The organism is Enterococcus sp. 1001283B150225_161107_E12 (genome assembly GCF_015556925.1).
GTDB classification, from domain to species: Bacteria; Bacillota; Bacilli; order Lactobacillales; family Enterococcaceae; genus Enterococcus_B; species Enterococcus_B mundtii.
The window spans coordinates 82,960-103,109 of the sequence record NZ_JADNNI010000005.1; the positions used below are offsets into that span (position 1 = coordinate 82,960).

General features: G+C 38.5%; 18 protein-coding genes and 1 riboswitch. Of the genes, 15 read left to right on the top strand and 3 right to left on the bottom strand.

The window, feature by feature from the left end:
* Window positions 1-524 precede the first annotated feature (524 nt).
* Both I2F89_RS05735 and I2F89_RS05740 read left to right on the top strand, forming a co-directional pair.
* Window positions 525-1,034 (top strand): RNA polymerase sigma factor, encoded by a 510-nt coding sequence (locus I2F89_RS05735; protein ID WP_071867763.1) that lies wholly within the window; start codon window positions 525-527, stop codon window positions 1,032-1,034.
* 4 nt (window positions 1,035-1,038) lie between these two features.
* Window positions 1,039-2,052, top strand: coding sequence for a DUF4179 domain-containing protein (locus I2F89_RS05740; protein WP_074799958.1), 1,014 nt, complete (start codon window positions 1,039-1,041; stop codon window positions 2,050-2,052).
* A gap of 331 nt (window positions 2,053-2,383) precedes the next feature.
* Here the strand turns inward: I2F89_RS05740 and guaA are convergent, their stop codons facing one another.
* From guaA to I2F89_RS05755, 3 genes are all read right to left on the bottom strand, one after another.
* Window positions 2,384-3,949 (bottom strand): glutamine-hydrolyzing GMP synthase, encoded by a 1,566-nt coding sequence (guaA, locus tag I2F89_RS05745; protein ID WP_071867748.1) that lies wholly within the window; start codon window positions 3,947-3,949, stop codon window positions 2,384-2,386.
* Window positions 3,950-4,007: 58 nt separating this feature from the next.
* Window positions 4,008-4,931: a type I pantothenate kinase gene (gene coaA / locus I2F89_RS05750; protein WP_019723173.1), complete on the bottom strand. Its 924-nt coding sequence runs from the start codon at window positions 4,929-4,931 to the stop codon at window positions 4,008-4,010.
* Between the two features lie 376 nt (window positions 4,932-5,307).
* Window positions 5,308-6,228, bottom strand: coding sequence for a LysR family transcriptional regulator (locus tag I2F89_RS05755; RefSeq protein ID WP_195513762.1), 921 nt, complete (start codon window positions 6,226-6,228; stop codon window positions 5,308-5,310).
* A 451-nt stretch (window positions 6,229-6,679) separates the two neighbouring features.
* Window positions 6,680-6,847: riboswitch (M-box (ykoK) riboswitch) on the bottom strand.
* Window positions 6,848-7,177: 330 nt separating this feature from the next.
* Here I2F89_RS05755 and I2F89_RS05760 point away from each other — a divergent pair.
* The 13 genes from I2F89_RS05760 to deoB all read left to right on the top strand — a co-directional run bounded on the left by I2F89_RS05760 (window position 7,178) and on the right by deoB (window position 20,084).
* Window positions 7,178-7,783, top strand: coding sequence for a class I SAM-dependent methyltransferase (locus I2F89_RS05760; RefSeq protein WP_195274006.1), 606 nt, complete (start codon window positions 7,178-7,180; stop codon window positions 7,781-7,783).
* A 406-nt stretch (window positions 7,784-8,189) separates the two neighbouring features.
* Window positions 8,190-8,774: a hypothetical protein gene (locus I2F89_RS05765; RefSeq protein ID WP_104872642.1), complete on the top strand. Its 585-nt coding sequence runs from the start codon at window positions 8,190-8,192 to the stop codon at window positions 8,772-8,774.
* Entirely contained in the window at window positions 8,758-9,324 is a 567-nt protein-coding gene (locus I2F89_RS05770; protein ID WP_108144368.1) for a hypothetical protein, read from the top strand. The genes I2F89_RS05765 and I2F89_RS05770 overlap by 17 nt, the downstream gene beginning before the upstream one ends.
* Window positions 9,325-9,338: 14 nt before the next feature.
* Entirely contained in the window at window positions 9,339-9,920 is a 582-nt protein-coding gene (locus tag I2F89_RS05775) for a hypothetical protein (RefSeq protein WP_161642265.1), read from the top strand.
* A 308-nt stretch (window positions 9,921-10,228) separates the two neighbouring features.
* Window positions 10,229-11,245, top strand: coding sequence for a LacI family DNA-binding transcriptional regulator (locus I2F89_RS05780; RefSeq protein WP_071867745.1), 1,017 nt, complete (start codon window positions 10,229-10,231; stop codon window positions 11,243-11,245).
* 141 nt (window positions 11,246-11,386) lie between these two features.
* Window positions 11,387-12,688 (top strand): pyrimidine-nucleoside phosphorylase, encoded by a 1,302-nt coding sequence (locus tag I2F89_RS05785; protein ID WP_195513764.1) that lies wholly within the window; start codon window positions 11,387-11,389, stop codon window positions 12,686-12,688.
* Window positions 12,689-12,701: 13 nt separating this feature from the next.
* The gene (gene deoC, locus I2F89_RS05790; protein WP_115357086.1) at window positions 12,702-13,364 is read left to right on the top strand and encodes a deoxyribose-phosphate aldolase; all 663 of its coding nucleotides are present in this window, start codon (window positions 12,702-12,704) and stop codon (window positions 13,362-13,364) included.
* Between the two features lie 18 nt (window positions 13,365-13,382).
* Complete coding sequence (locus tag I2F89_RS05795; RefSeq protein ID WP_074799972.1) at window positions 13,383-13,781, top strand: cytidine deaminase; 399 nt, start codon at window positions 13,383-13,385, stop codon at window positions 13,779-13,781.
* 63 nt (window positions 13,782-13,844) lie between these two features.
* Window positions 13,845-14,930 (top strand): BMP family lipoprotein, encoded by a 1,086-nt coding sequence (locus I2F89_RS05800; protein WP_071867741.1) that lies wholly within the window; start codon window positions 13,845-13,847, stop codon window positions 14,928-14,930.
* Between the two features lie 248 nt (window positions 14,931-15,178).
* Window positions 15,179-16,741 (top strand): ABC transporter ATP-binding protein, encoded by a 1,563-nt coding sequence (locus I2F89_RS05805; RefSeq protein WP_071867740.1) that lies wholly within the window; start codon window positions 15,179-15,181, stop codon window positions 16,739-16,741.
* Window positions 16,734-17,867, top strand: coding sequence for an ABC transporter permease (locus I2F89_RS05810; RefSeq protein WP_071867739.1), 1,134 nt, complete (start codon window positions 16,734-16,736; stop codon window positions 17,865-17,867). Before I2F89_RS05805 ends, I2F89_RS05810 begins: the two co-directional genes overlap by 8 nt.
* Window positions 17,867-18,823, top strand: coding sequence for an ABC transporter permease (locus tag I2F89_RS05815; protein WP_010734484.1), 957 nt, complete (start codon window positions 17,867-17,869; stop codon window positions 18,821-18,823). Before I2F89_RS05810 ends, I2F89_RS05815 begins: the two co-directional genes overlap by 1 nt.
* 94 nt (window positions 18,824-18,917) lie before the next feature.
* The gene (gene deoB / locus I2F89_RS05820; RefSeq protein ID WP_071867738.1) at window positions 18,918-20,084 is read left to right on the top strand and encodes a phosphopentomutase; all 1,167 of its coding nucleotides are present in this window, start codon (window positions 18,918-18,920) and stop codon (window positions 20,082-20,084) included.
* The last annotated feature ends 66 nt before the right edge of the window (window positions 20,085-20,150 follow it).

Below are 20,150 nucleotides of genomic sequence, written 5' to 3' on the forward strand. Positions count from 1 at the left end.
AAACAATAAAACAAGCAACAAAAATAATAATAAAAACTTACTCCACACTGGAGAGCAAACAAACCACATATGACAACTGGTTGGAGTAGTAACATTTCTTGTTTCATTAATCTATTTAACAAGAAGAAAGAAAGTCCAATAAGATGATCTAAGTAGATAGAATATTCAATCAGCTGCTAATAGACTAAAGTTGATTTCTATTTTTTGATCAAAAAATACCAGCATGAAAATGAATTTTGTTAGAAAAAATCAAAATTTGTTGAGCTGATTAAGTGGTTCTGATATGTATAGATTCACCTTTTATGTAAAAATTAGGTAGTTGAAGTGATTGAGATGCTTAGTGAGAAAATTTAAATATGATTGAAGACTGAGAGCTTAGATACCTCTCAGTCTTTTTGTTATTCGATCCAACTTTTATTCAGCTGATTTGACAAGGTATCCATTGTTTAAGAAAAATTTTTTGAAAGGGAACTTTTTGCATGTTTTTTTGCTCTAATAGAGTAGATAAAGGTGGTGAATTTCTATTGTCAAGTGAAAAATGGCTAGTTAAAAGAGCTCAAAAAGGGGATGGGGAAGCCTTTGTAAAGTTAATAGAGCAGTATGAAAATGTTCTTTATGGGATAGCCAAAAGATATTTAGGTATAGAAGATGCAGCCGATGTTTTACAAGATACTATTTTAATTGCTTTTGAAGAAATTGGGAATTTGAAACAGCCTCAATATTTTCATACGTGGATAACAAAAATATTAATTAATCAGAGTTATAACCTGATTAAGAAAAATAATAAATTTTCCTATAACTATTCTGACAATCATCAAAAATTATTAGTAGAAGATTGTGAAGAAGGATTGGAACTTGAAAACCTTATTTCAAAGCTAGATCCGGTGTATAGAGTACCGATTTTACTTTATTATTACAGCGGTTTTTCATACAAAGAGATTAGTATTATTATTGGAGAACCATTAGGGACTGTGAAATCAAGAATTTTTAGAGGTAAAGCCTGGTTGAAAAAAGAATACACGAAAGGTGATTAAAAATATGAATGAAGATTTTGAAAAAGAATTAGCTAATCTAAAAAATAATGAAGAAAAAATACCTAGGGAAGTAAAAGAAAAAATAGATGTCGCGTACCAAAAAATCAAAACAAGTAGAAATAAGAAAAGAAGACTTGGAACAATACTAATAGCTAGTATAGCTGCGTTGGTTTTGATAGTTGTTTGCATCTCCCCAATAACACAAGCTGTTGGAAATTATTTGAAATTTGGGCAATTTACATCAAAAAAGTTAGTGGAAGAAGAATTTGTTCATCAACTAAATAGTGTTGTTAAAGACAACGAAATTGAAATCAAATTAGAAAAAGCTTACATAGACCAGAAACAATTAGGACTATATTTCATTATCAATCTTCCTGAAAAATCCAAGCTTGTGTCCTCAAGAATAGATTACTATAACCTAGGATTTTCGATCAAAGAAGATGGTAAAGTACTGTTTACAAACAACTCTACAGAAGATTCTCAAGTTGACTCGTATACATTTAATCAATATTTCGATGATTCCACAAATACTTTAGAAATTTCTTATCTAATAAATAGTTTCGAAAATGATTTTGATACTATGGAGGAACTGTCAGTTGAAATTAACAAAATAAGTGGAGTAAATCAAGGTGAAAAAGGAGCTGGGAAAGGATTTTCTAAGGTTGAAATATTAACTACGGAAGGTAATTGGCCTTTACCTGTAAATGTACAAGAAATGAAAAATTTTCAACCAATTGGTTTTACAGGTAATGTAATAGAAACTGGCAATAAAGCCTTTGGCAAAGCTTATCCTACAATGTTTGTTGTAGAAGCTGATCAGTTGAATGGTGCAAAAAATAGTATGGACATAAAACTCACCTATGAAAGTGAAGGTAAACTGAAAGAATCTAACTTATTGGAAAGTCGTTTATCTAATGAGGGTAAAGTACTTTGGTATTTTGATTTTATTGGATACGATGAGCAAGGTGTATTAAATGTCCAAATTGATGGTAAAGATGTCATTGTATTAAAAAAATAGGTGAATGAATTAGCCTTACTTTTTTACAAAGCTATATTTTTCAATAAAAACAGTGTTTTAAAAAGATAGATTATTGGTCTCATTTTTCAATGGACTTCAATTTGTGTGTTGAGTAGAACCTTTCCCATAAAATAAAGCAAGACAACAGCTATAAAGACATATCTTTATGGTATAAACTTCTTGTTCAGAAATTTAGCTATGACACAACTATAAATAGTACATCAAAGAAACAAAGTTATTAAATGTACCTCTTTTTGTATTCCTTTAGTTACAAAACAAAAAAACCGTGGATCCCTTCATTAACAAAGGATTCACGGTTATTTTGATTATTCTATTCCCACTCCACAGTTGCTGGTGGTTTAGAGGTAATATCGTACACGATACGGTTCACGTGTGCGACTTCATTGACGATACGTACAGAGATTTTTTGTAGCACATCCCATGGGATACGTGCAAAGTCAGCTGTCATACCATCGATCGATGTGACCGCACGGATACCGACTGTGTAGTCATACGTACGACCGTCGCCCATGACACCAACAGAACGGATACCAGGTAAAACAGTGAAGTATTGCCAGATGTCGCGGTCAAGACCGGCAGCGGCGATTTCTTCGCGTAAGATCATATCTGATTCACGGACGATCTCCAATTTTTCTTCAGTGATTTCACCTAAGACACGGATACCAAGACCTGGTCCAGGGAATGGTTGGCGCCAAACGATTGAGTCAGGCATACCAAGCTGTGTCCCTAGTTCGCGGACTTCGTCTTTGAATAGTGTATTCAATGGTTCGATCAATTCAAATTGCATGTCCTCAGGCAAGCCACCTACGTTGTGGTGTGATTTGATCGTTTGGGCAGTTTCTGTTCCACTTTCGATTACGTCGGTGTAAAGTGTTCCTTGTGCTAAGAAAGACACGCCTTCTTCGCCGGCAAGTTTTGTTGCTTCGTCGTCAAACAAGTAGACGAACTCGTTACCGATGATTTTACGTTTTTGTTCAGGATCAGAGACACCTGCAAGTTTATTTAAGAAACGTTCTCTTGCATCTACTTTGATGATGTTCAAGCCGAATTTTCCGCCTAAGCTTTCCATGACTTGATCCGCTTCGCCTTTACGCAATAGACCATGGTCAACGAAAATCGATGTTAATTGATCACCGATCGCTTTTTGTAAAAGGACACCAACGACGCTTGAATCTACTCCGCCAGATAAACCAAGTAAGACTTTTTTATCGCCAACTTGTTCACGGATTTTTTCGATCTGCATGTCGATGAAATTGTTCATTGTCCAATTGCCTTCACAGTGACAGATGTCAAAAGCAAAATGACGTAATAATTCGATTCCGTATTCTGAATGACGGACTTCTGCGTGGAATTGAATACCGTAGAAGTTACGTTCTTTGTCTTGGATCGATGCAATTGGGCAATCGCTACTTGTAGCAACAGTTTCAAAACCTTCTGGTACTTTGGTTACTAGATCCCCATGGCTCATCCAAACGGTTTGTTGTTTTGGTGTTTGGCTGAATAGTGCCGCATCATCGGCTGTTACTTCAAGCAATGCTTTGCCGTATTCACGGTTTTTCGCAGGCTCAACAGAACCGCCAAGTTTGTACGTGATCAATTGCATACCATAACAAATACCCAACACTGGAATGCCTAAATTGAAGATTTCAGGATCAATGCCAAAAGCATTCTCATCATAGACACTGTTTGGTCCTCCAGAAAGGATGATCCCTTTCGGATTCATGGCTTTCACTTCTTCAGCTGTAATACGGTGGCTCAATAATTCAGAAAAAACACCTAAATCACGGATGCGTCGTGTAATCAATTGATTATATTGACTACCGTAATCTAGTACGATGATTTTTTCAACGTTTGTCATATCGGCAACGTTCGTCACATTTATTACCCCTATCCCTTTAAAATTTATCTCAAAATAGTTGAACTATTTTAAAATGCTAATATTTTCGCATGAAAATCGAATCGATAATATGATTTTCAGTTTTATGGAGAATTATATCGGCTCTTCCACGAGTAGGCAAGATATATTCGTTTAAATTCTTCAAATTCACATTTTTCCATACATCTCTTGCCATTTTAAACGCATCTTCACGATTACCAATGGCAAATTGGTAGTAATAGTTTTGTGGATGTTGAAAAGCTGTATCAAGTAACGCGCCAAAGCGATCCAAATACCATTTTTCGATCAATTCAGAATCTGCATCAACGTAGACAGAGAAATCAAAAAAGTCACTGACGTAAATTTGTTGATTAGCTGGTAGTTGAAGCGTGTTGATTCCTTCGACGATCAAAATGTCCGGTTGTTGGATCAGTTCATATTCATCGGGAATAATATCATAGACATCGTGAGAGTAGACTGGAACTTTGGTTGTTTCTTGACCGGATTTCACTTGATTAAGAAAATCGATCAACCTTTCCATGTCATAGCTTTCCGGAAATCCTTTCCGGTCCATGATACCACGTTCTTTTAAGACTTTATTCGGATATAAAAAACCATCTGTGGTGATCAGCTGGACATTTCTTCGTTTGAATGTCCGAGACAAAATCATTTGCAATAAGCGCGCGGTGGTGCTTTTACCGACTGCGACACTTCCGGCAATCCCGATAATAAACGGTGGGACTTGAGTGTATTTATGAAGGAATAACCCTTTGCTCAGAGAGAGGGATTCAAACTCTTTCATATGCAGAAAAATCAAGTGCGCAAGTGGTACATAAATGTCGCGAACATCTTGCATGGAAATACGGTCATTCAAACTTTTTATACTATCTAGTTCATCTTGTGTCAATGGAGCTTGACCATTTCGGTAAAATTCGCGCCACTCTTCTCTTGCCACACGGTAATAATTCATTGGATCATTCATACATAGCCTCCTGGATTCTCCCATCAATGGACCTATTTTAACATAAATGCGTGTCAAACCCTACCACTTAGGCGAGAAACTAAATGGTTTTTTCTCATATCAAAGGATGGAAGAATAGGCGTTCTTTCTTTTTTGATAACTGAAAAGAGGCGAAGAGAATAGAGGATTGTATAAGAAAAAAGTAACAGTTTAACTCAAAGTTAGCTGAAATAGTAGGAATAGAAGTAACATTCTGGGAAATAAAACGACACCCACCAAAAATTGAAGAACAAATTCAGTGGATGCCGCCTTACTTTTCGAAGATAAATCTCTCTATGATCTCTTATCAATGTTCATTTACGACATTGAAATACTTGTTTTATTTTGATTTCAGTATTTATCGTTTTGGTAAGTAATAGGTGCCAGTATCAGCAGCGCCCATCATTTGTGTAGTGTGACATGTTTGATTGAAAATCGCTTGGATTTCTTTTTCAACCTCTGGATAGAAGTAAAAGTTTTCTGATTCACTGTTTTTATAAAGATAAAAATGAATGGTTGGAAATGTTGGCAGAGAGACAAAACAAACAGGTTCAATAGCTAAAAGTTCTTGCGCAAAGGTATTGGCTAATAGCATTCCTTTTCCTTCTGTAATCATTTTCGTTGCTCCTAAACTATCTGGACAGACGACATATTTTGGTTCATTGGTCAGCTGTTTGACTACTTTTTTCGTAATCACTTGATGTTCGACATGGTCGAGTAAAAAGATAAAAGGTAACTCTTCTAGTACTTCCGCGGATAATATCCCATCTGGTTTTACAAAATAGCTACTGATTGCAACTTTAAGTTCCAAAGTGGCTAACCTTGTTTGAATGAATTTGGGGTGATCTAAGGTAGCAGAAGTAATGGCAAAGTCGATTTCTTTCTGACTTAGTTTATTTAGCAGATCCAATGAAGGAATATAACGGTAGTCGATCGTAAAGTTTTGATGCCGGCTTGGATATTTGTTTGCTTCAAAGATAAACGAAGCATCGCTTGTGCCGACACGCAAAGAAGGATAGTCTACTGATTCATTTAATGAGATATTCAATTTCTTCGCTTCCGCCAAAATCAATTCTACGGAAGGAAGGATCGCCTTTCCATGGGTACTCAATATGATCTTTTTCCCGTGACGCTCAAACAGATCTGTCCCGATTTCTTGTTCTAAACTTTTTAACGAACTACTTAACGAAGAAATACTAACATGGAGCTCTTTTGAAGCTTGTGAGAGACTATTGAAACGGGCAATCATATAGAAATATTCTAATTTTTCGATCGACATACAGCTATGCCTCCTTTATCATTCTATTCTCCTCATAACTGTCTCATGGGCCTCTTAAGAAAACAACAGTTATCTTGAAGTGCACGTAGAGATTAAACAATCCTTAATATTTTGTGAAATAAATCACTATATAATTGAATAACAAATGAATCCTTACAATTGATCGGTTGCTGATGGAATTGGATATAAGTTGGTAATTCATAAATTTTTGATGGAAAGGCAGTCATTGATTTGTTGCACGGGATGAAGCAAATCTCAACTAGGCAAGGAAATCGAAATCGCCGAAAACAGAAAGGGAATGTCGAGTCTGACATTTTTACCTAAAGCGGTTTGTCATCGTTATTTTGGTGGTGCGATTTTTGCTGACAACATAAAAAAGCCTCCTTAATACATAAAGGGCGGCGTACTCAAATAACCATTGGAAAGTGTAATTTGCAATTGTAGTGCGCAATTGTAATCACGTTAATTGAGCTTTGGCTTTCTGAGACGTAAGAAACAAGTTCTAGTTATCTTGGTAAAGCCTTAATTCGACAATCCCTGCTTTACTCGTTACTGTCTCTCGACATTTCCGAGCGATAACCTATGTTCTTCAGAGTAACCTCACCTAATATGATTATTTTTTCAATCACATCATAAAGGTCAGCGGAAGTAAGAGTCAATAATACTCATTCTTTTAATCAAGTGATCATCTCGCGGTTTGTCATCATAAAGGCGATAATATCAAGGGTTATGCTCGTCCTATTCACCCTGTTCCTACTTTCACGAAACAGATTACGCAAATACCGAAAAAGGGTAAATAGAGAAATTCTAAGGAATGCGATTTTTCCTTCTATATTGCATTAAATAGCTTCATTCGGTAAAAGAAAACCGAAGACATACAGTTTCACTTGCACCTTCTCATAGAACACGTTAGACTATGAACAACTAACAGATAAGAAGGATGGAAACTATGACGAATCATTATTATTCCGAACACCCAGAGACTGCTCATGAGTTTGACGAATGGTCATTTGAGCTAAGAGGGAAAACCTTTCAGTTCGTGACGGACTCCGGCGTGTTTTCACGTGAAACAGTCGATTATGGCTCACGTGTATTGATCGATGCCTTTGAATGGGCACAGTTACCAGAAGGCAAAATTTTGGATGTTGGCTGTGGCTATGGTCCGATTGGGCTTTCTCTTGCCTATGCGAGTGAGCGTTTTGTTGAAATGGTAGACATCAACGCCAGAGCGGTTGATTTAGCCCAAGGAAATGCGAAGCGAAATCAAATCAAAAATGTAGCGATTCACCAGTCAAACATTTATGAAGAGGTGCCAGAAACAGACTACGCTGCGATCGTCAGCAATCCGCCAATCCGTGCAGGCAAAAAAGTCGTACATGAAATCTTGACGGGTGCGTATCCTCGTTTACGTACGGGCGGTACTTTAACGATCGTCATTCAGAAAAAACAAGGTGCACCTAGCGCACAAAAGAAAATGCAAGAAACATTTGGGAATGCAGAAATCGTGATCAAAGATAAAGGCTATTATATTATCCGAAGTGTAAAAGAAGATTGAACATAATCGAATGAAAATAACGAAGCAGTCGAAGAAATAAGTAAGATTTCTTTGACTGTTTTTGTTTGTTCACATATGAAGAGGGGAACTGGATAGGTAGGATAAACGGCAGAATAAATAAAGTGAAAATTGCAAAAGACAAGAAACGAAAAATAAAAAAATTGGAAATAAAATAACTTGTTTCTGATTTTTTGTTGTTTTAAAATAAAATTGATTTAATAGATATACAAGCAATTTTTATTTTGTTTTAAATAACGTTGGATAGTTCTGTTGGAAGCAGGTGTATGGTTATCGATATAGCATAAACAGATAGGAGAACTAGACAGGAAATAAAATATTTTATGTTAACCATTTGTTGAGAGTTACAGCGAGAAGTTATTTAAGAAGTAGCGGAGGAGGAAAGAGGATGGAGTTTTTTAACAAAGAAGAAATGGAGAAACTTATATATAAATGGAGCAATAGAATGGGGAAGTACAAAATACTATATTTGGATCATGCTTTTTTTCGTACAACAGACTATCAAGAGGAACAGAGCCATAAACAAGCAATTTTGCAATTTTTAAATAATAAGGATCATCATTTCAACAAAAAAGACAGCAGCTCAATAGAGAATATCATTTTTAGCGAACTTTTATCGTTTGATCACCTAGAGCAGTACCCGATTTTAGTCAATCCTGCGTTGATGCGAGGATCTAATCTTAGCTATAGCGATTTTTTTGCTGATTATGGACATTATACCCATGCTTTTCTTTATGGTAGGGAAGATCATTCTAGTGCAGAGAAGGATTTTTATCGTTTAAATAAAGAATTATTTCCAGAGCAAGAGCGTTTAGTTATTAAAGAATGGAATGATGATTGGTCGACATTTTTTCGTATGGGTAGAAGGCATAAAGGAAACCGCTTATTCACAGTATACGATCCACAACAAAAACGTATAACTGTTATTTACATACCACTAGTAGAGGAGGAACCATATGAAATTATTGGATAAGGAGACGAATCGATTTGTATTGACCATGGTTGAAAAAAACATTTGGATGAAAGATTTAGCAATCAACTATGTATTTTTCCAAGAAAAGAATGATCAAGGATACGAAAGCCATAGAAAAGCAGCCCTAGCATTTGTTACGTTCATCAATCAGAGACGAGGGCATGATCGAATTGAGTATACAGATAAACTTGATTTCCCAGTCAATATAACAGCATCCTATTCCATAAACCCAAGTGTAATGGAAGCAGAACGAATTTCATTCGACGCTTTTTTTTCTACATATAGTGACTTGAAAGGGCAGTATCTTTCAGATTATGCCTACGCTTTTTTTAAAATCCCTTTTTTCTATAAAGGAAGTAAAAAAGATTTTATTGAACTAAATGATTACTTGTTTCCTAGGAAAGAAACGTTAGTCATTTATCAATGGAACAACACGTGGTCAGATTATTTTGCTTATGGAAAACATTCCGGAAAAGGAGCGTATCTGTGGACGATTTATGATCCAACAAGAAAAAGATTTACGGTATGCGGGGCATCTACATTGAATTGAATGAGGAGGACAGAATGAAATTCTTAAAAGAAGAGACGTTTCAGTTTGAAAAGAAGCTTTGTTCAAAAAAATTTCCAAGAGCTAGGCTTGGACTCGATTATGTATTTTTTGAAGAAACAGATTATCGTGGATGGCCCAGTCATCGTAAAGCTGCCCTCGAATTCATCAAAGTGAAGAATGATGAAAGAGGTGTTCCAGGAATTCTCTATACAGATGTACGTTACTTTGATGATTTACCTATCATATGTAGTCCGATTAAATTGATATATGCAGTGAATCCGGAGTTAATGTATGGGAAACAGATAGAGGTAGATGCTTTCTTTTCAGTTGAAAAAGCAGATAAAAACAACTATGTTTCTGGTTACGCCCAAACATTTCTTTGTTCTATGTATTCTAATATTGGAGATGAAGCAGATTTTATTTTTTGGAATGATGTATTATTTCCTGATAAAACTGCGTTAACGATATACAAGTGGAATGATAATTGGTCGAATTATTTTTCTGCGGGTAGGGAATGGATGGGTACTTTCTTTTGGACAATTTCTGATACTGCATCAAATAAACTGATAGTTATCGGTTGTTCTTTGACTGATTGAGGAGAAGTGGATGTCAAAACACCAATTAGCTCAGAAATGTTGAGTTCAATTGGTGTTTTATTGTATAGATCATTTAGTTAAAAGGAGGTGTGTTCCGCACCTATATAGCCAGTGGAGGTGGGTAAATAAAGTTGGACTGGGGAAAGTGAGAGCGAACTTCGAAAAATAAATCGTTGTTTATAAAATTTAGCTGGCAAATATTTATCTGAGACGCATTTACTTTTGACCAAGCCTTTTTTCCCTCTATCCATTTCGAAAACCATTTGGTACACTGTTAGGGAATTTACATATATAAAGGGGGAACAAAAGTGAAACTGACAATTCGAGATATTGCTGAGATGGCGGGTGTTTCAGTGACGACTGTGTCACAGATTTTAAATAATAAAGGCAGCCGTTTTAGTGAAAAGACACGAAAAAAAGTGTTGTCGATCGTAAATGAACATCATTACAAGCCAGATTATTTTGCTTCCAATGTGATCAATCGTCACTCAAAAACGATTGGCATGATCGTGCCAGATGTGACGGATTTCTTCTTTTCCAAAGTGATCGAAGGGGTTGAAAGTTATTTAAATCCCTTAGGATATGTCATCATTCTTTGTAACTCCAGACATAGTCAAGACAATGAACTGAAGTATTTAAGGGAGCTTTCTCATCGATCCGTGGATGGTTTATTGTTAGCGACGCCGAATGTATTGCCTCAAGAGTATGCCCTTGATAGTGGTTTTTATAACAACATGCCGATCATCCTGATCGATCGTGGGTTGAATCGTCGGGATAACGGTCGCTTGATCGTGAAGGAATATGAAGGCGCTTATCAAGCTGTCTCGTTATTGATCAAAAATGGTCATACTAAAATTGGTATGCTAAAAGAGACAACTGGCTATTATCAGTTAGAAGAGCGATTCAATGGTTATCGTCATGCCTTAAAAGATCATGGATTAGCGTTCAACGGTAAGTTTGTAGAAGAAGGAGATCTGACTGTTCAAGGAGGGTACGAAGCAAGTAAACGCTTGTTACGGCACAAAGATGTGACGGCGGTGTTTTGTGGCAATGATGCCATGGCGATTGGTTGTTACCAAGCAATCGATGAAATGGGCAAGCGTATTCCAGAGGATATTTCGGTCATCGGCTTTGATGGATTAAAATTGTCTGAGTATATGATCCCTAAGTTGACAACGGTCAAACAACCGAGTTTCGATATTGGTTTTTATGCAGCTCGCTTTTTGATTGACACGATTGAATTTCCACAAAGAAAAGTTCCGAACAAAGTCTTTGAAACAAAATTAATTATTCGTGAGAGCGTAAAAACATTGACAAAGGTCTAGTAGGGCGTTATATTGCTTATGTAAGTGTTTACAAAGCTGGTAAGATACATTGCGGGAAAATAGTAAACCGGTTTACTAAAGTGGTTTACCTTTTTCGAAATTCCTGTATAATACCGAATGAAGAACGAGGAGGATTACGGCATGCGGATGGTCGATTTGATCGAAAAAAAGAGAGATGGACACCAATTATCAAAGGAAGAGATTGCGTACATTGTCACGAACTACACAAATGATAACATTCCTGATTACCAAATCAGCGCATTATTGATGGCTATCTTCTATCAGGATATGACCGATGAAGAAATCACTGATCTAACGTTGGCAATCGCTCATTCTGGCGATGTGATCGATTTGAGTTCCTTAGATGGGATCAAAGTCGACAAGCATTCTACCGGAGGGGTAGGGGATACAACCACCTTGATTTTAGCACCTTTAGTAGCAAGTGTAGGCGCAACTGTGGCAAAAATGTCAGGGCGTGGTCTTGGTTACACAGGTGGTACATTAGATAAGTTAGAGGCTATTCCTGGATTTCGGATCGAACTATCAGATGAAGAATTCATCCGCACCGTGAACGAAAGTAAAGTAGCGGTGATCGGCCAATCGGGCAATCTCGCTCCAGCAGATAAAAAATTGTATGCCTTGCGTGATGTGACGGCAACGGTCAACTCGATCCCATTGATTGCTAGTTCGATCATGAGTAAGAAAATCGCCGCAGGAGCGGATGCGATCGTGCTAGATGTGACGACGGGTGACGGTGCCTTCATGAAAAATATCGAAGATGCAAGACGCTTGGCGAAGACCATGACGCGGATCGGCAAATTAGCCGGTCGCCAAACAGTAGCAGTGATTTCTGATATGTCTGAACCGTTGGGCGAAGCAATCGGCAACAGCTTAGAAGTCGTTGAAGCTATTGAGACACTTCAGGGGAACGGACCGGAAGATTTAGTGGAAATGTGCTATGCTTTAGGTAGTCAAATGGTCGTTTTAGCCGAAAAAGCGGCATCGATCGAAGAAGCGCGTGAAATGCTGAAAGAAGCCCTTGAATCAGGAAAAGCTTTAGCTAAATTCAAAGAAATGATCCAGAACCAAGGGGGCGACCCAACAGTTGTCGATGAACCTGCGCGGTTGTTAACTGCTCGTTACATTTATGAACTGCCAGCGAAGACAACAGGTGTCGTGACAAAAATCGTTGCGAACGAATTAGGGATCGCAGCAATGATGCTTGGTGCAGGACGTAAAACGAAAGAAGATTCGATCGATCATGCTGTTGGTTTACGATTGAATAAGAAAATCGGTGATAAAGTAGAAGCTGGCGAATCGCTATTGACGATCTATAGTAATGAAGAAGACATTTCGCCAGTGATCGACTTGTTATATAAAAATATTGAAATCGGTGATACGGCGGAGAAGCCTATCTTGATTCATGACATCATTACAGAGTAAAAGGAGAAGAGACATGGAATTAAATCGAATGATCGACCACACAATTCTAAAAGCAGATGCAACAAAAGCAGATGTGATGCGCATTATTGAGGAAGCAAAAAAACATCATTTCTATTCAGTATGTATCAATCCAACATGGGTTGCCTTGGCGAAAGAGGAATTACAAGGTGAGCCAGTCGCTGTTTGTACCGTTATTGGTTTCCCATTAGGAGCAAATACAGCCGAAACAAAGGCATTTGAAACAACGAATGCGATCGAAAATGGCGCAGATGAAGTGGATATGGTCATCAATATCGGTGCCTTGAAATCTGAACAAGACGATGTCGTGAAAAAAGATATCGAAGCCGTAGTCGAAGCTGCAAAAGATCGTGCGTTAGTTAAAGTAATTATTGAAACAGCCTTGTTAGAACAGGCGGAAATCATCAAAGCTTGCGAATTAGCGAAAGCTGCAGGAGCTGATTTTGTGAAAACATCTACTGGGTTCTCAACAGGTGGCGCGAAAGTGGAAGATATCCGCTTGATGCGTGAAACGGTTGGTCCAGAAATGGGCGTCAAAGCTTCAGGAGGTATCCACAATGAAGCAGAAGCCATTGCGATGATCGAAGCCGGTGCAACACGAATCGGTACAAGTGCTGGTGTGTCAATCATGTCCGGTTCAACTGGCGAAGGCTATTAATATTCTAAGGAGAAAAAGATGTCAGAAATCAAACAAGAATGGATCGCTATCGCTATCGACGCTTTGGATAAAGCGTATGTGCCTTATTCCAAATTTCCAGTAGGTGCTTGTTTAGTGACAGCATCTGGGAAAACCTATCAAGGATTGAATATCGAAAATGCGTCATTTGGCTTAACGAATTGCGCAGAACGTACTGCGTTTTTTAAAGCAGTATCTGAAAAAGAAATGGACTTTACACATCTAGTCGTTGCAGGTCATACACCTGAGCCGATTTCTCCATGTGGTGCTTGTCGCCAAGTAATGGCAGAATTTTGTGACCCAGAGATGCCAGTCACGTTGGTTGGCGACAATGGTGTGGCGAAAACGATGACGGTAAGAGAGTTATTACCTTACGCATTTTCAGAAAAAGATTTATAAATTATGTTCAATTCAGTCAGCTGACTGTTGAAAAAACAACTACTTTTAGGGGGCTTTACAGAAATGAAAAAAGCAAAATTATTTGGTTTAGGTGCTATCGCACTATCAGCAGGCTTACTTTTAAGCGCATGCGGTAACGGCGGTTCAGATTCTACTGATTCAACCGGTGGAAACAGTGCATCAGGAACAGCAACTGCAGCATTGATTACAGATACAGGTGGCGTCGACGACCGTTCATTCAACCAGTCAGCTTGGGAAGGGTTAGAAGATTGGGGTAAAGAGCAAGGCTTGTCACGTGGAAACGATGGCTTCCAATATTTCCAATCTGCCAATGAATCAGACTATATCCCAAATATCGATCAAGCGTTAAACGCTGGCTTCAAAACAATTTTTGGGATTGGGTTTAAATTGAAACCTGCAATCGAAGAACAAGCAACAAGTAACCCTGAAACAAACTTTGCAATCATTGATGATGTGATCGAAGGAAAAGACAACGTCGTTTCAGCAACATTCAAAGATAACGAAGCTTCTTATCTTGCTGGAGTTGCAGCAGCTTACACAACTGAAACAAATGTGGTTGGATTTATCGGTGGTGTTAAAGGTGAAGTAATCGACCGTTTTGAAGCTGGTTTTAATGCCGGAGTTAAAGCAGGTGCTGAAGCGTTGAACAAAGAAATCGAAGTATTGAACCAATATGCAGGTGATTTCTCAGCTCCAGATAAAGGACGTTCAATCGCACAAGGTATGTACGCACAAAATGCTGACATCATTTTCCATGCTTCAGGTGGTACAGGTAACGGTGTCTTCCAAGAAGCAAAATCATTAAATGAATCAGGCGACAAAACAGTTTGGGTAATCGGTGTTGACCGTGACCAATCTGACGAAGGAAACTACACATTGAATGGTGAAGACAAAAACTTCACATTGACATCAACACTTAAAGGTGTAGGAACAGTTGTAAAAGATTTAGCTCAACAATCAGCAGACGGTAACTTCCCTGGTGGCGAACACACTGTTTATGGTTTGAAAGAAGATGGTGTCGGTATCACTGAAGGCCAACTTTCTGATGAAGCGAAAAAAGCAGTAGATGAAGCAAAAGAAAAAATCATTTCAGGTGATATCGAAGTTCCTGAAACTCCTGAAAGCTAATAAATACCATTTCTATAGCCTTGTTGGACAATTGTTTAACAGGGCTATCGTTTAGTTATCTACTTAATGTTGTTTTTTTATGCAAGTTGCTAGGTACCCCGATTTGGATAAGGGAACAACTTGTAACAAGTAGCTTAGCTCCTTGGATTTTGGTTACTCGATGAGCGACGTTTTGTGAACGATCGTCATCGTCCCTTTTATTTTTTAAACAATGTCGTCTGGATATAAATTGTTAGGATGTGAAAAATGTGGATCAAGAAAATATTGTCATCGAAATGCGAAATATCACGAAACAATTCGGTACTTTCAAAGCAAATGACAACATCAACCTTCAAGTGAAAGCAGGAGAAATCCATGCCTTGCTTGGTGAAAATGGTGCAGGTAAATCAACGTTAATGAATGTTTTATCCGGTCTTTTAGAGCCAACATCAGGTGAGATTTTGATGCACGGCAAAGAAGTAAACATCACGAGCCCGACGAAAGCCAATCAATTAGGGATCGGAATGGTGCATCAACACTTTATGTTAGTCGATGCATTCACAGTAACAGAAAATATCGTACTAGGTAGTGAGCCAAGTACAGGCGGTATCTTGAACCGCAAGAAAGCCCGTGAAGAAATCAAACGATTATCTGAGCAATACGGCTTAGCAGTGAATCCGGATGCGTACGTTCGTGATATTTCTGTCGGTATGGAACAACGTGTGGAGATTTTAAAAACACTCTATCGTGGGGCAGATGTCTTGATCTTTGATGAGCCAACAGCCGTACTGACGCCGCAAGAAATCGATGAATTGATCGTGATCATGAAAGAGTTAGTCAAAGAAGGAAAGTCGATCATTTTGATCACACATAAATTAGATGAGATCAAAGCAGTTGCCGATCGTTGTACGGTCATTCGCCGTGGTCAAGGAATCGGAACGGTCAATGTGAAAGATGTTTCTTCGCAACAGTTAGCCGATATGATGGTCGGAAGAACCGTCTCATTCAAAACAATGAAAAAAGAAGCACGTCCACAAGAAGTGGTGCTTTCTGTTGAAAATCTTGTAGTTAAAGAAAACCGCGGATTAGAAGCAGTGAAAGATTTGAGTCTGGAAGTCCGAGCAGGTGAAGTCTTAGGTATTGCTGGAATCGATGGAAATGGACAATCGGAGTTGATCCAAGCGTTAACTGGTTTACGTAGAGTAGAAAGTGGAACGATTCGTTTGAAAGACGAAGAGATCACGAATAAAAAACCACGTAAAATCACTGAATCTGGGCTAGGACATGTGCCAGAAGATCGACATAAATATGGCTTGGTCCTTGATATGACTTTATCTGAAAATATTGCCATGCAAACCTACTATCAAAAACCGTATAGTAAAAATGGTCTGTTGAATTATGGTGTGATGAATGAACATGCGAGAGATTTAATCGATGAGTATGATGTGCGGACAACGAACGAATTAGTTCCAGCGAAAGCTTTATCTGGTGGGAACCAACAAAAAGCCATCATTGCACGTGAGATCGATCGTGACCCTGATCTACTGATCGTTGCGAATCCAACACGTGGATTAGATGTTGGTGCGATCGAGTTTATCCATAAACGTTTGATTGAGCAACGTGATAAGTTCAAAGCAGTTTTATTGGTTAGTTTTGAATTAGAAGAAATTTTAAATGTGTCCGATCGTATTGCGGTAATCCATCAAGGAAAAATCGTGGGGATCGTTGATCCAAAAGAAACATCTGAAAACGAGCTAGGTCTATTGATGGCGGGTTATACTTTAGAAGAAGCACGTAGAGAGTTAGAAAAGGTTGGTGACACACATGAATGATCGTAGCGAAAGGTTCCGTAATCTGCTAGTGCCTATATTTTCGGTTATTTTAGGGTTGATTCTAGGTGCTATTTTGATGGTTGCCTTTGGTTACCATCCAATCCAAGGATATTCTTCCATGTTGAATGCTTCGTTAGGTTCACAACGAAGTATCGGTGAAACATTAAGACAAGCAACACCTTTGATTTTTACAGCCTTAGGTTTTTCTGTTGCAAATTCAGCCGGATTCTTTAATATCGGGCTTTCTGGACAAGCACTTTGTGGTTGGATCATAAGCATTTGGACCGCATTAGCTTTTCCAGATCTACCAAAAATCATTCTCTTGCCAATGTGCGTGATTTTAGGTGCACTTGCTGGGGCAATGGCCGCAGCTATTCCAGGATTGTTACGTGCGTTCTTTGGAACAAGTGAAGTTATCGTAACAATCATGATGAATTATATTTTGCTCTATTTAAGTACGTATACACTTCATGAAATAATGCCTGAATCTTATCGTTCAAGTTTAGACTCTTCAAATATGATCAGTGAGAATGCTTCCTTACGTATTCCTTGGCTAACGCAGATGTTTGGAGGCTCTCGTGTGAATGGCGGACTCTTCTTGGCACTGATTGCGTTAGTGGTTGTATGGATCGTTATGAAGAAAACAACCTTAGGCTTTGAGATCCGTTCTGTTGGATTGAATCCATACGCCTCTGAATATGCGGGAATGAGTAGTAAACGAACAATTGTCTTATCCATGGTTATTTCTGGTGGATTAGCTGGACTAGGTGGTGTGGTCGAAGGACTAGGAACATACCAAAACTTCTTCGTTCAAACAACTTCATTATCCATCGGGTTTGACGGTATGGCCGTGTCATTATTAGGTTCTGGTTCTGCCATTGGGATTTTGTTATCTGCGCTATTATTCAGTGTCCTAAAAATCGGTGGATTAGGGATGCAGACCGGTGCTGGGGTACCGTTTGAAATCGTCAATGTATCGATTGCCTTGATCATCTTCTTCGTGGGGATCAACTTCTTGATTCGTTTCCTTATGGCGAAATTCTTCCAAGGGAAAAAACAAGAGGAAATCGTCGCAACGATTGAAACGAAACCAAATCATCAAAATCAAGAAGGAGGAGAGCTGTAATGTCAACAGTAGAACTGATTTCCTTGATCCTTACATCAACACTTGTTTATTCAACACCGTTGATTTTAACCTCCTTAGGCGGAACGTTTTCTGAACGAAGCGGGATCGTCAACGTTGGGTTAGAAGGCATCATGGTGATGGGGGCGTTTAGTGCGGTCGTCTTCAACTTGACGATGAGTGACACATTAGGCTCAATGACTCCTTGGATTGCTATTTTAGTCGGTGGCGTGGTTGGTGTTCTCTTTTCCTTGATCCATGCAGTCGCAACGATCAGCTTGCGCGCAGACCATATCATCAGCGGAACGGTCATCAATTTGATGGCACCTGCTTTAGGTGTATTTTTGATCAAAGCATGGTATGGTAAAGGACAAACAGACAATATCTCACAAAACTTAGGTTACTTTTCATTTCCTGGATTATCTGAGATTCCAGTGATTGGTCAAATTTTCTTTAGAAATACATTTTTACCAGCGTATTGTGCGATTTTAATTGCTGTTATCGCATGGTTCGTCATCTTCAAAACTAAATTTGGTTTACGTTTACGTTCTGTTGGGGAAAATCCTCAAGCTGCAGATACACTAGGGATCAATGTATATGCGATGCGCTATTCAGGTGTCTTGATTTCTGGTCTTCTTGGAGGAATGGGTGGAGCTGTTTTTGCTCAATCGATCTCTGGGAACTTTTCAGCAGGAACGATTGTCGGTCAAGGGTTCATCTCAATGGCTGCAATGATTTTTGGTAAGTGGAATCCACTAGGTGCGATGGGTGCATCCTTATTCTTTGGTTTTGCACAAAGTTTGAGTATCATCGGCGCGCAATTACCAGTTATTTCTTCAATTCCACCAGTTTTACTACAGATTGCGCCTTATCTATTAACAATTATCGTTTTAGTGGCGTTCTTAGGTAAAGCATCTGGACCAAAAGCCAACGGTAAGAATTATATAAAATCCAAATAATCGTTTAGTGATTAAAAAGGGCGGGTTACGGGAAGTTTTTTTCGGCTCGCCCTTTTTACTTTATAAAGAAAATAAATAGAAAGAAGGAATACTCATGTTTAAACGCGTACATTTGATCGTCATGGATTCAGTCGGAATCGGAGAAGCACCTGATGCTGAAAAATTCGGAGATAAAGGTTCGGATACATTAGGTCATATTGCTAAAGAAGCTGGGTTGACGATACCGAATTTGGAGCAACTTGGATTAGGAACGATTCGTCCTTTAGAAGGGGTCGAAGCAGTGCAAGATCATCAAGGGTATGCGACAAAATTGGAAGAAGTTTCTGTCGGCAAAGATACAATGACAGGACATTGGGAAATCATGGGCTTGAATATCAAAACACCATTTCGTGTTTTTCCAAACGGCTTCCCTGATGAATTATTGAAGAAAATCGAAGACTTCTCTGGACGTAAAATTGTTTGTAACGAACCTTATAGCGGAACAGCAGTCATTGACGACTTTGGTGAACATCAAATGAAAACCGGCGACTTGATCGTTTATACGTCAGCTGATCCAGTGTTACAAATTGCTGCACATGAGGAAATTATTCCTTTAGAAGAACTTTATCGGATTTGCGAATATGTTCGTGAAATTACAAAAGATGATCCTTATATGATCGGTCGGATCATTGCCCGTCCATATCTTGGTGAGCCAGGTAACTTTACGCGAACAAGCAACCGTCACGATTACGCATTAGATCCATTTGGACATACGGTTTTAGACTCATTGAAAGAAGCCGGCAAAGATGTTATTGCAGTCGGTAAGATCAATGATATTTTCAATGGTCAAGGCATCACCGATTCTGTTCGTACGAAAAGCAATATGGACGGTGTGGATCAATTATTGAATGTCATGAAACAAGACTTCACTGGGTTGAGTTTTACAAACTTAGTCGATTTTGATGCGTTATACGGTCATCGTCGCGATGTGGTTGGTTATGCGCGTGCCATTGAAGATTTTGATTTGCGTATTCCAGAATTATTAGATGCAATGGCTGATGATGATCTATTATTGATCACCGCTGACCATGGGAATGATCCAACTTTCACTGGTACCGACCATACTCGCGAATATGTGCCACTACTTGCTTATAGTAAACAAATGAGTGGGCAAGGTAGTTTACCACAAGGTTATTATGCGGATATCTCTGCAACGATTGCCGAAAACTTTGACGTAGCAGCAACTGAAAATGGCGAAAGCTTTTTAAAACTATTGAAATAACGACGTGCATCATCCATCAATGAATCATCATTGGCTTTATTATGTAAGATAGAATAATCAAAATTT

What these genes read in the sequence shown, in the direction of transcription:
- I2F89_RS05760 (WP_195274006.1), top strand. Translation starts at nt 7,178, where the DNA reads ATGACGAATCATTATTATTCCGAACACCCAGAGACTGCTCATGAGTTT.
- deoC (WP_115357086.1), top strand. Translation starts at nt 12,702, where the DNA reads ATGGAATTAAATCGAATGATCGACCACACAATTCTAAAAGCAGATGCA.
- I2F89_RS05785 (WP_195513764.1), top strand. Translation starts at nt 11,387, where the DNA reads ATGCGGATGGTCGATTTGATCGAAAAAAAGAGAGATGGACACCAATTA.
- coaA (WP_019723173.1), bottom strand. Translation starts at nt 4,931, where the DNA reads ATGAATGATCCAATGAATTATTACCGTGTGGCAAGAGAAGAGTGGCGC.
- I2F89_RS05815 (WP_010734484.1), top strand. Translation starts at nt 17,867, where the DNA reads ATGTCAACAGTAGAACTGATTTCCTTGATCCTTACATCAACACTTGTT.
- deoB (WP_071867738.1), top strand. Translation starts at nt 18,918, where the DNA reads ATGTTTAAACGCGTACATTTGATCGTCATGGATTCAGTCGGAATCGGA.
- I2F89_RS05770 (WP_108144368.1), top strand. Translation starts at nt 8,758, where the DNA reads ATGAAATTATTGGATAAGGAGACGAATCGATTTGTATTGACCATGGTT.
- I2F89_RS05765 (WP_104872642.1), top strand. Translation starts at nt 8,190, where the DNA reads ATGGAGTTTTTTAACAAAGAAGAAATGGAGAAACTTATATATAAATGG.
- I2F89_RS05800 (WP_071867741.1), top strand. Translation starts at nt 13,845, where the DNA reads ATGAAAAAAGCAAAATTATTTGGTTTAGGTGCTATCGCACTATCAGCA.
- I2F89_RS05775 (WP_161642265.1), top strand. Translation starts at nt 9,339, where the DNA reads ATGAAATTCTTAAAAGAAGAGACGTTTCAGTTTGAAAAGAAGCTTTGT.
- I2F89_RS05740 (WP_074799958.1), top strand. Translation starts at nt 1,039, where the DNA reads ATGAATGAAGATTTTGAAAAAGAATTAGCTAATCTAAAAAATAATGAA.
- I2F89_RS05810 (WP_071867739.1), top strand. Translation starts at nt 16,734, where the DNA reads ATGAATGATCGTAGCGAAAGGTTCCGTAATCTGCTAGTGCCTATATTT.
- I2F89_RS05795 (WP_074799972.1), top strand. Translation starts at nt 13,383, where the DNA reads ATGTCAGAAATCAAACAAGAATGGATCGCTATCGCTATCGACGCTTTG.
- I2F89_RS05755 (WP_195513762.1), bottom strand. Translation starts at nt 6,228, where the DNA reads ATGTCGATCGAAAAATTAGAATATTTCTATATGATTGCCCGTTTCAAT.